16 protein-coding genes are annotated in these 15957 nt (G+C 61.6%); 10 read left to right on the forward strand and 6 right to left on the reverse strand.

Annotated features, from left to right (window positions below; all coding sequences use genetic code 11):
- Positions 1–101 precede the first annotated feature (101 nt).
- The 3 genes from BUE39_RS02265 (at position 102) to nadC (ending at position 3467) form a co-directional block, all read left to right on the forward strand.
- A complete protein-coding gene (locus BUE39_RS02265; RefSeq protein WP_073427035.1) occupies positions 102–1298 on the forward strand; it encodes a DesA family fatty acid desaturase in 1197 nt (398 codons plus the stop codon).
- Positions 1299–1428: 130 nt separating this feature from the next.
- Positions 1429–2568 carry a quinolinate synthase NadA gene (nadA, locus tag BUE39_RS02270; RefSeq protein WP_073427036.1) on the forward strand — a complete coding sequence of 380 codons (1140 nt, stop codon included), beginning with the start codon at positions 1429–1431 and terminating at the stop codon, positions 2566–2568.
- The gene (gene nadC, locus BUE39_RS02275; protein WP_073427037.1) at positions 2568–3467 is read left to right on the forward strand and encodes a carboxylating nicotinate-nucleotide diphosphorylase; all 900 of its coding nucleotides are present in this window, start codon (positions 2568–2570) and stop codon (positions 3465–3467) included. The genes nadA and nadC overlap by 1 nt, the downstream gene beginning before the upstream one ends.
- Positions 3468–3556: 89 nt before the next feature.
- Here the strand turns inward: nadC and nadB are convergent, their stop codons facing one another.
- From nadB to radC, 4 genes are all read right to left on the reverse strand, one after another.
- Positions 3557–5155 carry an L-aspartate oxidase gene (nadB, locus tag BUE39_RS02280; RefSeq protein WP_073427038.1) on the reverse strand — a complete coding sequence of 533 codons (1599 nt, stop codon included), beginning with the start codon at positions 5153–5155 and terminating at the stop codon, positions 3557–3559.
- Between the two features lie 247 nt (positions 5156–5402).
- The gene (gene rpmG / locus BUE39_RS02285) at positions 5403–5570 is read right to left on the reverse strand and encodes a 50S ribosomal protein L33 (RefSeq protein WP_008919555.1); all 168 of its coding nucleotides are present in this window, start codon (positions 5568–5570) and stop codon (positions 5403–5405) included.
- 10 nt (positions 5571–5580) lie between these two features.
- Positions 5581–5814 carry a 50S ribosomal protein L28 gene (gene rpmB, locus BUE39_RS02290; protein ID WP_007180631.1) on the reverse strand — a complete coding sequence of 78 codons (234 nt, stop codon included), beginning with the start codon at positions 5812–5814 and terminating at the stop codon, positions 5581–5583.
- A gap of 239 nt (positions 5815–6053) precedes the next feature.
- Positions 6054–6836: a RadC family protein gene (radC, locus tag BUE39_RS02295; protein WP_073427039.1), complete on the reverse strand. Its 783-nt coding sequence runs from the start codon at positions 6834–6836 to the stop codon at positions 6054–6056.
- Between the two features lie 201 nt (positions 6837–7037).
- On the opposite strand from radC, the gene BUE39_RS02300 reads away from it, so the two are divergent.
- The 7 genes from BUE39_RS02300 (at position 7038) to BUE39_RS02330 (ending at position 14084) form a co-directional block, all read left to right on the forward strand.
- Positions 7038–7493 carry an FKBP-type peptidyl-prolyl cis-trans isomerase gene (locus BUE39_RS02300; protein WP_073427040.1) on the forward strand — a complete coding sequence of 152 codons (456 nt, stop codon included), beginning with the start codon at positions 7038–7040 and terminating at the stop codon, positions 7491–7493.
- 2 nt (positions 7494–7495) lie between these two features.
- Positions 7496–8455 (forward strand): 4-hydroxy-3-methylbut-2-enyl diphosphate reductase, encoded by a 960-nt coding sequence (ispH, locus tag BUE39_RS02305; protein ID WP_073427041.1) that lies wholly within the window; start codon positions 7496–7498, stop codon positions 8453–8455.
- Positions 8456–8993: 538 nt separating this feature from the next.
- A complete protein-coding gene (locus BUE39_RS02310; protein WP_073427042.1) occupies positions 8994–10193 on the forward strand; it encodes a branched-chain amino acid ABC transporter substrate-binding protein in 1200 nt (399 codons plus the stop codon).
- 229 nt (positions 10194–10422) lie between these two features.
- Positions 10423–11373 carry a branched-chain amino acid ABC transporter permease gene (locus BUE39_RS02315; protein ID WP_073427043.1) on the forward strand — a complete coding sequence of 317 codons (951 nt, stop codon included), beginning with the start codon at positions 10423–10425 and terminating at the stop codon, positions 11371–11373.
- 26 nt (positions 11374–11399) lie between these two features.
- Positions 11400–12569, forward strand: a complete 1170-nt coding sequence (locus tag BUE39_RS02320) for an ABC transporter permease subunit (protein WP_073427044.1) — start codon at positions 11400–11402, stop codon at positions 12567–12569.
- A 19-nt stretch (positions 12570–12588) separates the two neighbouring features.
- The gene (locus tag BUE39_RS02325) at positions 12589–13362 is read left to right on the forward strand and encodes an ABC transporter ATP-binding protein (protein WP_073427045.1); all 774 of its coding nucleotides are present in this window, start codon (positions 12589–12591) and stop codon (positions 13360–13362) included.
- A gap of 17 nt (positions 13363–13379) precedes the next feature.
- Positions 13380–14084, forward strand: a complete 705-nt coding sequence (locus BUE39_RS02330; RefSeq protein WP_090518686.1) for an ABC transporter ATP-binding protein — start codon at positions 13380–13382, stop codon at positions 14082–14084.
- Positions 14085–14179: 95 nt separating this feature from the next.
- Here BUE39_RS02330 and BUE39_RS02335 read toward each other — a convergent pair whose 3' ends face one another.
- On the reverse strand, positions 14180–14650 hold the full coding sequence (locus tag BUE39_RS02335; RefSeq protein ID WP_073427047.1) for a GNAT family acetyltransferase: 471 nt from the start codon (positions 14648–14650) through the stop codon (positions 14180–14182).
- A 21-nt stretch (positions 14651–14671) separates the two neighbouring features.
- Positions 14672–15856, reverse strand: coding sequence for an acetylornithine transaminase (locus BUE39_RS02340; RefSeq protein ID WP_073427048.1), 1185 nt, complete (start codon positions 15854–15856; stop codon positions 14672–14674).
- Between the last annotated feature and the right edge of the window lie 101 nt (positions 15857–15957).

Raw genomic sequence — 15957 nt, forward strand, 5'->3', positions numbered from 1 at the left:
CTTCCAGTAGAATGTCGTCCAATCCCGCTGTATGCTTTCACTTTCTTGACACGCGTAACTTTGCGTGTGCCTCGTGTCTCTCGTTCCACAGGTAAATTGCCTTGTTGAATTCCTTGCTTGATTTCCTTGCCCACGGTCTGCTGCGCTTTTCCTGGTGGCAACTCGTGGTGTACACACTCGTCGTGACGCACATCACGATCATTGGCGTGACGGTCTATCTGCATCGCTGCCAGGCGCACCGCGCGCTGGAGTTGCATCCGGTCGTCAGTCATTTTTTCCGCTTCTGGCTGTGGATGACCACGGGCATGCTGACCGGCCAGTGGGCCGCGATTCACCGTAAGCACCACGCCAAGTGCGAGACCGAAGAAGATCCGCACAGCCCGCAAACGCGCGGCATCTGGAAGGTGCTGCTCGAAGGCGCGGAGTTGTACCGCACTGAAGCGAAGAACGAAGAAACGATGCGCAAGTTCAGTCACGGCACGCCGAACGACTGGATGGAGCGCAACGTGTACACGAAGTACCCGATTCTCGGCGTGAGCCTGATGATGGTGCTGAACGTCGGACTGTTCGGCGTTGTCGGGCTGACGATCTGGGCCGTGCAGATGGTGTGGATCCCGTTCTGGGCAGCTGGCGTGGTCAACGGTCTCGCGCACTTCTGGGGCTACCGCAATTTCAACTCCTCGGATGCCAGCACCAACATCTTTCCGTGGGGCATCATCATCGGCGGTGAGGAACTGCATAACAATCACCATACGTATGCGACCTCGGCCAAGCTCTCGAACAAGTGGTACGAGTTCGATATCGGCTGGATGTACATCCGCATCATGTCGGCGTTTCGCCTCGCTAAGGTGAAGAAGATCGCGCCTACGCCGCGTCTGACCACCGGCAAAATGGTGCTCGACCAGGATACCCTGCAAGCCGTGCTGGCAAATCGCTATGAAGTGATGGCGCGTTACGGCAAGGCGCTCAAGCGCGCTTATCGTCAGGAACTGGCGCATCTGAAGGAAGTGGGTGCGCGTGAGAAATACCAGTTGATGCGCGGTGCGCGTAGCTGGTTCCACAAGGAAGAAGCCGGTCTAGACGAACCGCAGAAGCGTCAGTTGCCGCAAATCTTCGCGAGTAGCCAGAAGCTCAAGACGTACATCGACATGCGCAACGAACTTGCGGCAATGTGGGAGCGCTCGAATGCGTCGCGCGACCAATTGCTGGTGCAGTTGCAAGACTGGTGTCATCGCGCTGAACAAAGCGGCATTAAAGCGCTGCAAGAATTCGCCATGCGTCTGCGTCGCTATGCTTGATCCCGAAATCCATTAAAATTTCGTTACGTCACAAAACCCCGCGTTGGCGGGGTTTTGCTTTTTGGGCTGCGGAAACCGCAACGACGTACGATTGACAGTCCGCAGCGGCAGAGCGAGGGCAGAGGAGATCATGGATCAGCAGGCGATCAGGACCGTCGAATACGACCGGCCACAGGCGCAGGGCACTACCTGCGGAATCGGGCAGGCGTGGGCGAAGGTGCCCGACATGCCGTCGGCGGAACAGAAGGTGGCGTTGAAGGCGCGCATTCGCGCATTGCTCGAGCGCGAGAAAGCCGTGCTCGTCGCCCATTACTACGTTGACGCGGAACTGCAGGAACTTGCCGACGAAACCGGCGGCTGCGTGGCCGATTCGCTCGAAATGGCGCGCTTCGGCCGTGATCACGAGGCACAAACGCTGGTGGTCGCGGGCGTGCGCTTCATGGGCGAGACCGCCAAAATCCTCAGCCCGGACAAGCGCATTCTGATGCCGGATCTCGACGCGACGTGTTCGCTCGATCTCGGTTGTCCGGTGGATGAATTCTCGGCGTTCTGCGACGCGCACCCGAATCGCACGGTGGTCGTGTATGCGAACACAAGCGCGGCGGTCAAGGCGCGCGCGGACTGGATGGTGACGTCGTCGATCGGATTGGAGATCGTCGCCGATCTGCATGCGCGTGGCGAAAAGATCATTTGGGCGCCGGATCGGCACCTCGGCAGCTATATCCAGAACAAAACCGGTGCCGACATGCTGTTGTGGCAGGGCTCCTGTCTCGTTCACGATGAATTCAAGGGCATCGAACTGGATCTGCTGCGCGCTGAATATCCGGGCGCGAAAGTGCTGGTGCATCCGGAGTCGCCGGCTAATGTAGTCGCGCAAGCGGACGTGGTCGGTTCGACCACGCAACTGATCGACGCCGCTCAAAAGCTCGACGCGACGCATTTCATCGTGGCAACCGATCTCGGCATTCTGCACAAGATGCAGCTCGCCGCGCCGGGCAAGGTCTTGATTGCCGCGCCGACGGCGGGCAACAGCGCAACGTGCAAGAGTTGCGCGCATTGTCCCTGGATGGCCATGAACGGCCTCGCGAACCTGGCCGAGGTGCTCGAGCGCGGTCATAACGAAATTTTCGTCGACCGTGCGATTGGCGAGCGGGCGCGTCTGCCGATCGACCGGATGCTGGATTTCGCGGCGCGTCACAAGAAACGCGTGCAGGCAAGCGGCGATCTCGCGCGGGACGCACAACTTTATTCGAACGTGGGAGCAGCGTAATGGGGGCGATGGAGCGCAATCCGACCGATGCGGTGTCGCCGCTGTTCGCTGACATTCACGCCCAGTACGGTGCCGCGTTCGATGCTGCGTTGGCTCGCAATGTTGCCGATGCGTTGATCGAAGACGTTGGCGCCGGCGACCAGACCGGTCGCCTTGTTCCCGCAGACGAAGTGCGCGATGCGCGCATTATTGTGCGCGAGGATGCGGTGCTGTGCGGCGTGCCCTGGTTCAACGCGGTGATGCACGAGGTCGATCCACGGATCGAGGTGCGGTGGCGGTATCGCGAGGGCGATCGCATGATGTCGGACAGCACGGTTTGCGAACTGCGCGGTCCGGTGCGTGCATTGTTGACCGCTGAACGTAACGCGCTGAACTTCCTTCAACTGCTCTCAGGTGTGGCGAGCGTAACGCGCCGCTATGTGGACGCGATCGCGCATACGCGAACGCGCATTCTCGATACGCGCAAGACTTTGCCGGGCTTGCGGCTCGCGCAGAAATACGCTGTGCGCGTCGGCGGCGGCGCGAATCAACGGCTCGCGCTGTACGACGGCATTCTTATCAAGGAAAACCACATCGCCGCGGCGGGCGGTGTCGGCGCGGCGATGGATGCGGCGCTCGCTCTGAATGCGGGTGTGTCGATCCAGATAGAAGTCGAGACGATCGAGCAACTCGAAACCGCGCTGGCCCATCGTGCGCAATCCATTCTGCTGGACAATTTTTCGTTCGATGCGATGCGCGAAGCGGTCCGCATTACGGCGGGCAGAGCGGTGCTGGAAGTCTCGGGCGGCGTGAACTTCGAGACGGTGCGGACGATCGCCGAAACGGGCGTCGATCGTGTGTCGATCGGTGCGCTGACGAAAGACGTCCACGCAACGGATTACTCGATGCGGATTGTCTAACGCGCGTCGCCGAAGCGACCGTATCCACCGATAAAAGGCCGTCGCCGGTTAAAACCAGCGGTGGCCTTTTCATTTCGGGCTCGCATCGATCACACGTTGCGGTTGCGCACGTGTTCCGGCGAGAGAACCGTCGGCAGCGCTTTCGGCAAGGTCGCGGGCCAATCACGGCTGAAGTGCAGGCCGCGGCTCTCGCGCCGCGAACGTGCGCCGTCGACGATCAGCGACGCCACGTCGACCAGATTGCGCAGTTCGAGCAGATCGCGGCTTACCTTGAAGTTCGCGTAGTACTCGTGGATCTCGTCGCGCAGCAGCGCAAGCCGATGCCGGGCTCGCGCGAGCCGTTTGTCGGTACGCACGATGCCGACGTAATTCCACATCAGCCGGCGCAGTTCGTCCCAATTGTGCGCGACCACGACCTCCTCGTCCGGATCCGATACGCGGCTTTCGTCCCAGTCCGGCAGCGGCGCGTGGACGGCTGCACAGAAGCCTTCTTCCTCGATGGCCTGCGCGGCGGAGCGTCCGATCACGAGGCATTCGAGCAGCGAATTGCTGGCAAGCCGGTTTGCGCCGTGAAGGCCGGTGCACGAGGTTTCACCAACCGCGTAGAGGCCCGCCAGATCGGTGCGCCCCGCCAAATCGGTCACCACGCCGCCGCAGGTGTAGTGCGCGGCCGGCACGACGGGAATGGGCTCTTTGGTGATGTCGATGCCGAACTCCAGGCAGCGTGCCAGGATCGTTGGAAAATGTTCACGCAAGAATTCAGGCGGTTGATGGCTGATGTCGAGATACACGCAATCGATGCCGCGCTTCTTGATCTCGAAATCGATCGCGCGCGCGACGATGTCGCGCGGCGCGAGTTCGGCGCGTTCGTCGTGGTTCGGCATGAAGCGCGTGCCGTCCGGCAGCTTCAGGATGCCGCCTTCGCCGCGCACCGCCTCGGAGATCAGGAACGACTTCGCGTATGGATGGAAGAGGCAGGTGGGGTGGAACTGGATGAACTCCATGTTCGCCACGCGGCAGCCGGCTCGCCATGCCATCGCAATGCCGTCGCCGGTCGCCGTATCGGGGTTGGTGGTGTAAAGGTAGACCTTGCCGGCGCCGCCGGTGGCGAGCACCGTGTGCGGCGCTTCAATCGTGACGGTGCGGCCGCTCTGCAGATCGAGTGCGTACAAGCCGTGGCAACGGCGCCCCGGCAAGCCGAGCCGGTCCGACGTTATCAGGTCGATCGCGTAATGATCTTCGAGGAGCGTGATGTTCGGATGACGGCGCACACGCTCGCTGAGCGTGGCGACCACGGCGTGGCCGGTTGCGTCCGCGGCATGAATGATCCGGCGATGGCTATGGCCGCCCTCACGCGTCAGATGAAAGCCGAGTTCGGCGGCGTCGTCCTTGGTGAAGGGTACGCCTTGCCCGATCAGCCATTCGATCGCGGCACGCCCGTGCTCGACGATGAAGCGGGTCGCGGCTTCGTCGCACAGGCCGCCGCCGGCGATCAGCGTATCGCGCACATGGTTTTCGATGCTGTCCGCCGAATCCAGAACCGCGGCAATGCCGCCTTGCGCCCAGTCACTCGCGCCTTCGGTCATCGATCGCTTGGCGACCACCGCAACCCGCCGGGTTTGAGCGAGATTGAGCGCGACGCTCAACCCGGCCAAGCCGCTACCGACAATCGCCACATCGAATTCCATGCCCACATCTCCGTCTTTCGTTTTGCCGTGACGGCGCGCCATTTGCTCGCCGCTAAAACGAGAAAGGATACGCGCCGCGACGGACTAGGGAAAGCTGGCCGAACAGGATAGGACCGTCTTGAGAGATGAGAGGGCTCGATGAACGGGTAAGCACCGCGCAATGCGACGGCGTGCCAAAAACAAAAAAGCCCCGCACGAATGCGAGGCTTTTTGCATGTCTTTGTCTTCGTCAGGCAGGAACCAAGGCTTACTTGATCTTGGTTTCCTTGTAGTCAACGTGCTTACGGATGACCGGATCAAATTTCTTGATCAGCATCTTTTCCGGCATGTTGCGTTTGTTCTTCGTCGTCGTGTAGAAGTGACCCGTGCCTGCGGTCGATTCCAGCTTGATCTTGTCGCGTGCGCCTTTCGCCATGATTTACTCCTTAGGCTTCACCGCGTGCGCGCAGGTCTGCGAGCACAGCGTCGATACCGTTCTTGTCGATCAGGCGCAGGCCAGCGTTCGAAACGCGCAGACGCACCCAACGGTTTTCGCTTTCCACCCAAATGCGGCGGTTTTGCAGGTTCGGCAGGAACCGGCGCTTGGTTTTGTTATTCGCGTGGGAAACGTTGTTGCCGCTCATCGGCGCTTTCCCAGTTACTTGGCATACGCGTGCCATGAGAGCACTCCTAATACGCTAATTCTGAGTTCGAACGCCGTGAAAGTTTCCTGAAAAGAGCCGCGCTGAAGTTTATTGAAACCGCAGTCGCTTTTCCTTTCTGGAACGCCTTGGTGGCTTCGGAACAGGGGGTTGGAAATAGGCAAACCGGAATTCTAGCAGAAAAAAAGCCGCAAAATCAAACCTTATTTGGACTCCGCATACGGCGCAACGCCTTTCCGATCCGCGCTCAGGCCGTGTCACGGCCAGCCGGCGCGGGCGAACGAGTAGGTGCTATCCGCGCCGATCACCAGATGATCGACCAGTTGCACGTCGATCAACGCAAGGGCGTCGCGCAGCGTGTGCGTCAGGCTGCAGTCGCTCGCGCTCGGCTGAACCGCGCCGGACGGGTGATTATGCGCGACGATCAGGCTGGCGGCATTCAGATTCAGCGCCCGTCGCACGATCTCGCGCGGATATACCGCCATGCGCGTAAGCGTGCCCTGCGCGCTTTCCTCGCAACGAATCAGCCGATGCCGGGCGTCGAGAAAGAGCGACACGAAAACTTCCTGTTGCCGACCGCCGATCAGCAGCCGCAGGTAGTTTTCCACGGCTTCGGGCGAGTTCATCAGCGAGCGCTTGCGCATTTTATCGACCAGCGAGCGCCGCGCCATTTCCATGATGGCGAGTAATTGCGCTTTTTTCGCAGGCCCGATGCCGCGCAGGCCGTCGAAGTCCGCATACGTCGCGTCGAGCATCGCACGCAGCGAGCCGAACCGGTCGAGCAAGGCACCCGCGACGCTGAATACGTCGTGGCCCGGCAAGCCCGCACCCAGCACCAGTACGATCATTTCCGTATCCGATAGCACGCCAGGCCCTTGCTCGATCAGCCGCTCGCGCGGCATGTCGTTCTTGTGCCATTTGCCTCGCAGGAGCGCCGGCGACGAGCGCGCGGCGGACTCCGGTGAACACACACGAGCGTCCGGCTCCGGCGAGGCCGATTCCAGCGTCGTTTTATCAATCGTGCAGGCGTGATCGGCCATATAAATAGAGTCCTCCGGTTTCGGGTTCGGCGCGGCGGGCGACGCCGCTGGCACCTCGCGGTGCGCGCGACGGCCGCAAGCCGCTGCACGCTATGTGGCTTACAATAAGCGCTTTGCGCACGGCACCCCGATGGTTTGCCACACGCGTCGCCTGCGCCCGCGGCGCACGCGTGCAGCGCGCTTCGACAGAGCGAGCATTGCATGAGCATCATCGACATTTCCGAAGTGAAGCCCGGTTCCCACGTGACGCTTCATTACCGGCTTTCCCTTGCCGATGGCGCCGAAGTCATCAATACGTTTACCGACAAACCCGCCACGCTTCTGCTCGGTGCGGGTCAATTGGCGCCGCCGCTGGAAGATATTCTGCTAGGTTTGAAGGTGGGCCACCATTCGACCTTTCAGCTAGCGCCAGCTCAGGCGTTCGGTCCCCGCAATCCCGAACTGATTCAGCGCGTCTCGCTGGCCACGCTGCGCGAAAACAGCATGATCGGCGAGGATTTTTCGCCAGGCGACCTGGTCGAATTCAACGCGCCGGGCGGCGGCCGTTACGCCGGCGTTCTGAAGGAAGTCGGCGAAACGTCGGCCCTGTTCGATTTCAACCACCCGCTTGCCGGCCAGGCGCTGGCGTTTGAAGTGAAAATCATCGGGATTTTGTGAACATGAGCATCACGGATACGACTCTTGCCGAAACCGAGATCCTGCTGGCGCAGCCGCGCGGGTTCTGTGCCGGCGTCGATCGGGCGATCGAGATCGTGGAGCGGGCCATCAAGCTGCACGGCTCGCCGATCTATGTACGCCACGAAATCGTCCACAACGCCTACGTCGTCGAGGATCTGCGCAAGAAGGGCGCGATCTTCATCGAGCGGCTCGAAGAGGTGCCGGCCGGCAATACGGTCATTTTCAGCGCGCACGGCGTCTCCAAGGCCGTGCGTTCGGAAGCCGAGTCGCGCGGGCTGCGTGTCTACGACGCCACCTGTCCGCTCGTGACCAAGGTGCATATCGAGGTCGCGAAGATGCGCCAGGACGGCTTCGACATCGTCATGATCGGCCACAAGGGCCACCCCGAGGTGGAAGGCACGATGGGGCAGGCCGGCGAGGGCATGCATCTGGTCGAGGACATTGAAGATGTGCAGGCTTTGCAACTGGCCGATCCCGAGCGGATCGCGTTCGTCACGCAAACCACTTTGTCGGTCGACGACGCAGCGGAAATCATCGGCGCATTGAAAGCCAAATACCCGTCGATCCGCGAGCCCAAGAAACAGGACATCTGCTACGCCACGCAAAACCGCCAGGACGCGGTGAAGTTCATGGCGCCGCAGTGCGACGTCGTGATCGTGGTCGGCAGCCCGAACAGTTCCAACTCCAACCGGCTGCGCGAACTTGCCGAAAAGCTCGGGGTGCCCGCCTACATGGTGGATTCGCCGGACCAGATCGACCCGGTCTGGGTCGAGGGCAAGCGCCGGATCGGCGTGACGGCCGGCGCATCGGCGCCGGAAGTATTGGCGCAAGCGGTGATCGCCCGCTTGCGTGAACTCGGCGTGCGCAATGTGCGCGCGCTCGACGGTATCGAGGAAAACATCGCTTTTCCGCTGCCGCGCGGCTTGGGCTTGCCGGCCTAAGAGCAAATATCTCCTCACAAGAAGCGCGCCCCAGGGCGCGTTTTTTTTCGCCGTCCGGTTCGCGCTGCGCCCAAAAGATAAAGTGCCGGATCGCGCCTTTCGCTCGTTTTTCGTGCGCTGGCGCGCAAATTTTTTTGAAATCCGACCCGAGTATTAGCGTGTTTCGCACGGTAGCGCCCCATTTAAACGACGTCGAAACCGCTACGCCGATTTTTGGCGCACTAAAATAGTGCGTCATTCTGAATGGGCGCAAAAACGTAATACCTAATGCGAGCCACGGCGGAATCGGGCGCTGAGCGAATCGGCCGCAACACTTGATGCCAGTGGGCGCGACGATGGTGCAACTGATGCACGAAAAACAGTCGCAACCCGGTTGCACCCATTGACGGATTCCGCTCTCAAAATAAGGTTGCAATGCAGGAAAACCCTGCCGGTTCAACAATATTGCCCGTCGCAAAATTGGAGTTACAATGCGCGCGTTCTCAAGGCCTCCGGGTCCCGGACAATAGATTTTTGCAAGGCGCGGGAGACCTACTTAATGCGAGTCAAGTTTGCTTACGCCGTGTCCATCGCGGCCGCGGTTGCGATGTTGACCGCGTGCGGCAAGAAACAGGATGGCGAGGCGGGAGCGGGTGCATCGGCTGCGACGGCGGCAAGCGCACCGGTTAGTGAAGCGACGATCGTGAAGATCGGCCATGCGGCCCCATTGACGGGCGGCATCGCGCATCTTGGCAAGGACAATGAAAACGGCGCGCGCCTGGCGGTCGAGGAAATCAATACGCAGGGCTTGACGATCGACGGCCGCAAGATCCAGTTGCAGCTCGACGCGCAAGACGATGCCGCGGATCCGAAAACGGGCACGGCGGTCGCACAGAAACTGGTCGACGATCACGTCGTGGCGGTGGTCGGGCATCTGAATTCGGGCGTGTCGATTCCGGCCTCGAAGATCTATAGCGATGCGAGCATCGTGCAGATCTCGCCGTCGTCGACGAATCCGGCGTACACGCAGCAGGGTTTCAAGACGGCCTACCGGGTCGTCGCCACCGACGCACAACAAGGGCCGGCGCTCGCCAATTACGCCACGAAGGCGTTGAGCGCCAAACGCATCGCCGTAGTGGACGATGCGACCGCCTACGGTAAGGGGCTCGCGGACGAATTCGCGAAGACCGTGGAGGCGAGCGGAGCAAAGATCGTCGCGCGCGAAGCGACGAACGACCGGGCCACGGATTTCCGGGCCATCCTCACAAAGATCAAGAGTGTTCATCCGGACGTCATCATGTTCGGCGGCATGGACGCGACGGGCGGGCCGTTTACGAAGCAGGCGGCGGCGCTCGGAATCAGGGCAAAAATCCTTGGCGGCGACGGCGTGTGTACCGACAAGGTGGGTGAGCTGGCGGGAACCGCCGTGCAAAACCTGGTCTGTTCGGAAGCGGGACTCGCGCTTTCGAAAATGGACAGGGGAGCGGACTTCGAAAAGAAGTACGTCGACCGCTTCCACACGCCGGTGCAGATTTACGCACCGTTCACGTACGACGCTGTGTATGTGATTGTCGATGCAATGAAGCGCGCTAATTCGATCGAGGCGCCCAAGGTGCTGGCTGCGATGCCGTCCACCGATTACACCGGGGTAATCGGCCACATCGCGTTCGACGACAAGGGTGATTTGAAAGAGGGCGCCATTACGCTTTACGACTTCAAGGACGGCAAGAAAGCGGTTCTCGACGTCGTGAAGATGTGATGACGGGACGTTCAGCCTGACGGCACCGAAACCACCCAACGGTGCCGTTTTTGCATCCGCTCAAGGCGAGCCCGCGACCGCATCCCGGTCGTCAAGGCTAACCGGCGGCGGATAACCCTTACCGGTCTTTTACATCAGTACCCGCAGTGCCGTTGAGATTCCGTAACGCATCACCGCCCACCGGCTGATGAAGAACGCGAATCCGGCCGCACGGGCTAAGGAGCATTAAATGGATATCTTCATCCAGCAGGTCCTCAACGGGCTGGTGCTTGGCAGCGTTTACGCCATCATCGCACTGGGCTATACGATGGTTTACGGCATTCTGGGCATCATCAACTTCGCTCATGGCGACGTGTTGATGGTGGGCGCGATGGTCGCGCTCTCCGCCATAGGCGTGCTGCAGAACCACTTCCCCGGCTTAGGCAACGTGCCGACGCTGTGCATCGCGCTGGCGATCGCCGCCGTGGTGTGCGCGGCGGTCGGCTACACGATCGAGCGCGTGGCTTACCGGCCGTTGCGCAAGGCGCCGCGTCTCGCCCCGCTGATCACCGCGATCGGCGTGTCGATCCTGCTGCAAACGCTCGCGATGATGATCTGGTCGCGCAACCCGCTGCCGTTCCCGCAACTGCTGCCCACCGATCCGATCAACGTGATCAAGGCCACCGAGACGACGCCCGGCGCCGTGATCTCGATGACCGAAATCGTGATCATCGTGGTGGCGTTCCTCGTGATGGGCGGCCTGCTGCTGCTGGTTCACAAGACCAGGCTCGGCCGCGCGATGCGCGCGATCGCCGAGAACCCCGGCGTCGCGAGCCTGATGGGCGTGAACCCGAACTTCGTGATTTCGGCGACCTTCATGATCGGCTCGGCGCTCGCCGCGCTCGCCGGCGTGATGATCGCGTCCGAATACGGCAACGCTCACTTCTACATGGGCTTCATCCCCGGCCTGAAGGCCTTTACCGCAGCGGTGCTGGGCGGCATCGGCAACCTCGGCGGCGCGATGGTCGGCGGCGTGATTCTCGGCCTGATCGAACAGTTGGGCGCCGGCTACATCGGCAACCTGACCGGTGGCGTGTTCGGCAGTAACTACCAGGACGTGTTCGCGTTCATCGTGCTGATCATCGTGCTGGTGTTCCGTCCGTCGGGCCTGCTCGGCGAACGCGTTGCGGATCGCGCTTGATCCCGGGCCATAAGGAGTAAACAGACATGACCTCAATTCAACCGATCGAGCCGTCCACGACGCTCATCCCTGAAAAGAACCTCACGAAGACGCTGGTCGTCGGCATCATCACCGCGATCTTCGTGATCGCCGCGCCGATGATCATCGGCGCCGCCGGCGGCAACTACTGGGTCCGCGTGCTCGACTTCGCGATGCTGTACGTGATGCTCGCGCTCGGTCTCAACGTGGTGGTCGGCTTCGCCGGCCTGCTGGATTTGGGCTACATCGCGTTCTACGCAATCGGCGCGTACACCGCGGCGCTGCTGAGCTCGCCGCACCTGGCCTCGCAGTTCGAGTGGATCGCGCATCTGGCGCCGAACGGGCTGCATACGCCGATCTGGATCATCGTGCCGTGCGCGATGGCGCTCGCCGCGCTCTTCGGGGTTCTGCTCGGCGCGCCGACCTTGCGTCTGCGGGGCGACTACCTCGCGATCGTGACCCTGGGTTTCGGGGAAATCGTGCGGATCTTCATGAACAACCTCGACCGTCCGGTGAACATCACCAACGGACCGAAGGGCATCACGGGGATCGATCCGGTCAACGTCGGCGGCTTCAGTCTCGCGCAGACGCACACCTTCCTCGGGTTCTCGTTCCCGTCGGTGTACATGTACTACTACCTGTTCGTGATCTGCTCGCTGTTCGTGATCTGGACGTGCACGCGCTTGCAGCACTCGCGTATCGGCCGCGCGTGGGCCGCCATCCGCGAAGACGAAATCGCCGCGAAGGCGATGGGCATCAACACTCGTAACGTGAAGCTGCTGGCGTTCGCCATGGGTGCGTCGTTCGGCGGTCTGTCGGGCGCGATGTTCGGTTCGTTCCAGGGCTTCGTGTCGCCGGAATCGTTCACGTTCTGGGAATCGGTCGTGGTGCTCGCGTGCGTGGTGCTCGGCGGCATGGGCCACATTCCGGGCGTGATTCTCGGCGCGGTGCTGCTCGCCGTGTTCCCGGAATTCCTGCGCTCGACGATGGGTCCGTTGCAGAACATGATCTTCGGCCATGAAATCGTCGATACCGAAGTGATCCGTCAGTTGCTGTACGGCCTCGCGATGGTCGTGATCATGCTGTACCGCTCGGAAGGCCTGTGGCCGTCGCCGAAGCACGAGGACAAGATCGCGAAGATTGCGAAACGGGCCGGCAAGAAGCCGGTGCGCGCATAAACCGGCAGGGAGAAAACACATGAGCGACAACATTCGACTGTCGGTGAAGGGCGTCAACAAACGCTTCGGCGGCCTGCAGGCGCTGTCCGACGTCGGCCTCGAAATCAAGGCCGGCCAGATCTACGGTCTGATCGGCCCGAACGGCGCCGGCAAGACCACTTTCTTCAACGTGATCACGGGGCTGTACACGCCGGATTCGGGCGACTTCAAGCTCGACGGCGAGAACTACACGCCGACCGCCGTCTATCAGGTGGCGAAGGCCGGGATCGCGCGCACGTTCCAGAACATCCGTCTGTTCGGCGGCATGACCGCGCTGGAAAACGTGATGGTCGGACGCCACGTGCGCACGAAGCACGGCCTGGTGGGCGCGGTGTTCCAGACGCCGGCCGAGCGCCGCGAAGAGCGCGAGATCAAGGAGCGCGCGATCGAACTGCTGGAATACGTCGGCATCGCGCAGTACGCGGACTACACGTCGCGCAACCTGTCGTACGGCCACCAGCGCCGTTTGGAAATCGCGCGTGCACTGGCAACCGATCCGAAGCTGCTCGCGCTGGACGAACCGGCGGCCGGCATGAACGCAACGGAAAAGGTCGAGCTGACCAAGCTGCTCGACAAGATCCGCACGGACGGCAAGACGATCCTGCTGATCGAACACGACGTGAAACTCGTGATGGGTCTGTGCAACCAGATGACGGTGCTCGACTACGGCAAGGTGATTGCGCAAGGTCTGCCGCAAGACGTGCAGAAGGATCCGAAGGTGATCGAAGCTTATCTGGGTGCGGGAGTCCACTGATGTCCACAACGCAAGCAATGTTGAAAATCAAGGGCCTGCAGGTCAATTACGGCGGCATCCAGGCAGTCAAGGGCATCGACCTCGAAGTCGCGCAGGGCGAACTCGTCACGCTGATCGGCGCGAACGGCGCGGGCAAGACCACGACGATGAAGGCGATCACGGGTCTGAAGCCGTATTCGGCCGGCGACATCGAGTACATGGGCCAGTCGATCAAGGGCATCCCGGCGCACGAGCTGCTCAAGCGCGGCCTCGCGATGGTGCCGGAAGGCCGCGGCATCTTCGCGCGCATGTCGATCGTCGAAAACATGCAGATGGGTGCCTATCTGCGCAACGACACCGACGGCATCAAGGCGGACGTCGATCGCATGTTCGGCTTTTTCCCGCGCCTGAAGGAACGCGCGACGCAGTATGCGGGCACGCTCTCGGGCGGCGAACAGCAGATGCTGGCGATGGCGCGCGCGATCATCTCGAAGCCGAAGCTGCTGCTGCTCGACGAGCCGTCGATGGGTCTGTCGCCCATCATGGTCGAGAAGATCTTCGAGGTGGTGCGCGCTATTTCGGCTGAAGGCATGACCGTGCTGCTGGTCGAGCAGAATGCGCGTCTCGCGTTGCAGGCCGCGAACCGCGGCTACGTGATGGACTCGGGGCTCGTCACGATGTCCGGCGACGCGAAGCAGATGCTGGATGATCCGAAGGTGCGGGCGGCTTACCTGGGCGAATGAGTGGGTCATAGACCCGAGCCAGGTTTGCCATGCCGATGAAAAAGACCGCATGCGTGATAAACGCATGCGGTCTTTTTCATTCGGGCGGCGCGGCTTTACGCAGCCGGCGCGGCGTCCGCGAATTCGCCGAGACGCTTGCCGAGACTGATCACCGCGTCGGCGCGATAACCGAGCGCTTCGTAAAACGCGCGCACGTCCGCCTTCGCGGACAGGACTTGCAGGTTCAGCTTCGGGCAGCCACGTTCGGTCAACGCGGTTTCGACATGCGCGACCAGACGCGTGCCGATGCCATGACGACGCAGCGACGCATCCACCGCGAGCGAATACAGCCAGCCTCGATGTCCGTCATACCCACCCATCACCGTGCCGACGATTCGCCCGCCGAGCACCGCCACAAAGAACAGTTCCGGTTGCGTCGCCAGCTTGTTGGCGATCGACAGATGCGGGTTGCGCTGCGGCCGCGTCACGTCCCGATACTCGGGGAACGCTTCCTGCCACAGCGCGACCACGGCATCGGTGTCGCTCGCGTCGAAGCGGCGAATCGATAGCGCGGCGCTCGTCGTCATAGGCGTGTCGTGTCCGATTGATTACAGCGTGTCGAGGATCGAACGCAGCATCGCCATCATCTGGTCGATTTCCTCGTTCGTCACGTTCAGCGCCGGCATGAAGCGCAGCAGGTTCGGACGCGCCGCGTTCAGCAGCAAACCGTCGGGCTGCATGTCGCGCGCTTTCTCGACGATCTGGTTGCCGATGTCCTTGCCGAGCAGCAGCGCACGCAGCAGACCCTCACCGCGTTCGCCGATAAAGCCGCGTTCTTCCGACAACTCGAGCAGTTTCGTGCGCAGATAGTCGCCGCGCTCACGCACGCCTTCGAGGAAACCCGGCGCGGTCAGTTGCGAGATCACCGAATAGCCGACCGCGGTCATCAGCGGGTTGCCGTTGTAGGTGCCGCCCTGATCGCCGGCATCGAACACGGCGACGTCCGCTTTCGAGAGCAGCGCCGCGAGCGGCACGCCGCCGCCGATGCCCTTGCCGAGCGTCATGATGTCCGGCTCGATGCCCGACAGCTCATAGGCGAACAGCGTGCCCGCGCGGCCGCAACCGCTTTGCACTTCGTCGACGATCAAGAGGATGTTGTGTTGCTTCGTCAGCGCGCGCAGTTGCTGCATGAATTCGCGCGTGGCGGGAATCACGCCGCCTTCGCCCTGGATCGGCTCGAGCATCACGGCGACCGTCTTCGCGTTGATGAGTTTTTCCACCGATGCGATGTCGTTCAGATCCGCCTTCGGAAAGCCGGGCACTTGCGGTGCGTAGATCGTGTCCCAGCCCGGCTTGCCGCTCGCCGACATGGTGGCCAGCGTGCGGCCGTGGAAGCTGTGATCGAACGTGATGATCTCGAACGCGCCGTCCTTGTATTTCCTGCCCCACTTGCGTGCGAGTTTGATCGCGCCTTCGTTCGCTTCGGCGCCGCTGTTCGCGAAGAACACCTTGTCGAAGCAGCTGTGCTGCGTGAGCAGAGCGGCGAGCTTTGCCATTGGCTCGTTGTAGAACGCCGGCGAAGGATTGATCAGCAGTTGCGCCTGCTTGTTGAGTGCTTCGATCATGCCTTCATTGCAGTGGCCGAGACTGTTGACCGCCCAGCCCTGGATGAAGTCCAGATATCGCTTGCCGTCGTTGTCGTAGAGCCACGAGCCCTTGCCGTGCGTGAAAACGATTTCGGGCCGGTTCGTGATGTACATCAGCGACTCGATCGGGTACTCAGTGAAGTTCATGACGGCAGGCTCCAGACAGCAGGGTGAAAAGTGAATGAAGGGTGGCCCGGTAGGGAAGAAGGCCAGGAAAAACAAAAAAGCCACGGCATGCCGTGGCTTTC

Origin of the sequence: Paraburkholderia terricola (assembly GCF_900142195.1) — a bacterium.
Taxonomy (GTDB): Bacteria; Pseudomonadota; Gammaproteobacteria; order Burkholderiales; family Burkholderiaceae; genus Paraburkholderia; species Paraburkholderia terricola.

Bases quoted from the DNA above. Each gene is read 5' to 3' on its own strand.
- nadA (WP_073427036.1), top strand. From the start codon at position 1,429: ATGGATCAGCAGGCGATCAGGACCGTCGAATACGACCGGCCACAGGCG.
- nadC (WP_073427037.1), top strand. From the start codon at position 2,568: ATGGGGGCGATGGAGCGCAATCCGACCGATGCGGTGTCGCCGCTGTTC.
- nadB (WP_073427038.1), bottom strand. From the start codon at position 5,155: ATGGAATTCGATGTGGCGATTGTCGGTAGCGGCTTGGCCGGGTTGAGC.
- rpmG (WP_008919555.1), bottom strand. From the start codon at position 5,570: ATGGCGAAAGGCGCACGCGACAAGATCAAGCTGGAATCGACCGCAGGC.
- rpmB (WP_007180631.1), bottom strand. From the start codon at position 5,814: ATGGCACGCGTATGCCAAGTAACTGGGAAAGCGCCGATGAGCGGCAAC.
- radC (WP_073427039.1), bottom strand. From the start codon at position 6,836: ATGGCCGATCACGCCTGCACGATTGATAAAACGACGCTGGAATCGGCC.
- BUE39_RS02300 (WP_073427040.1), top strand. From the start codon at position 7,038: ATGAGCATCATCGACATTTCCGAAGTGAAGCCCGGTTCCCACGTGACG.
- ispH (WP_073427041.1), top strand. From the start codon at position 7,496: ATGAGCATCACGGATACGACTCTTGCCGAAACCGAGATCCTGCTGGCG.
- BUE39_RS02310 (WP_073427042.1), top strand. From the start codon at position 8,994: ATGCGAGTCAAGTTTGCTTACGCCGTGTCCATCGCGGCCGCGGTTGCG.
- BUE39_RS02315 (WP_073427043.1), top strand. From the start codon at position 10,423: ATGGATATCTTCATCCAGCAGGTCCTCAACGGGCTGGTGCTTGGCAGC.
- BUE39_RS02320 (WP_073427044.1), top strand. From the start codon at position 11,400: ATGACCTCAATTCAACCGATCGAGCCGTCCACGACGCTCATCCCTGAA.
- BUE39_RS02325 (WP_073427045.1), top strand. From the start codon at position 12,589: ATGAGCGACAACATTCGACTGTCGGTGAAGGGCGTCAACAAACGCTTC.
- BUE39_RS02330 (WP_090518686.1), top strand. From the start codon at position 13,380: ATGTTGAAAATCAAGGGCCTGCAGGTCAATTACGGCGGCATCCAGGCA.
- BUE39_RS02335 (WP_073427047.1), bottom strand. From the start codon at position 14,650: ATGACGACGAGCGCCGCGCTATCGATTCGCCGCTTCGACGCGAGCGAC.
- BUE39_RS02340 (WP_073427048.1), bottom strand. From the start codon at position 15,856: ATGAACTTCACTGAGTACCCGATCGAGTCGCTGATGTACATCACGAAC.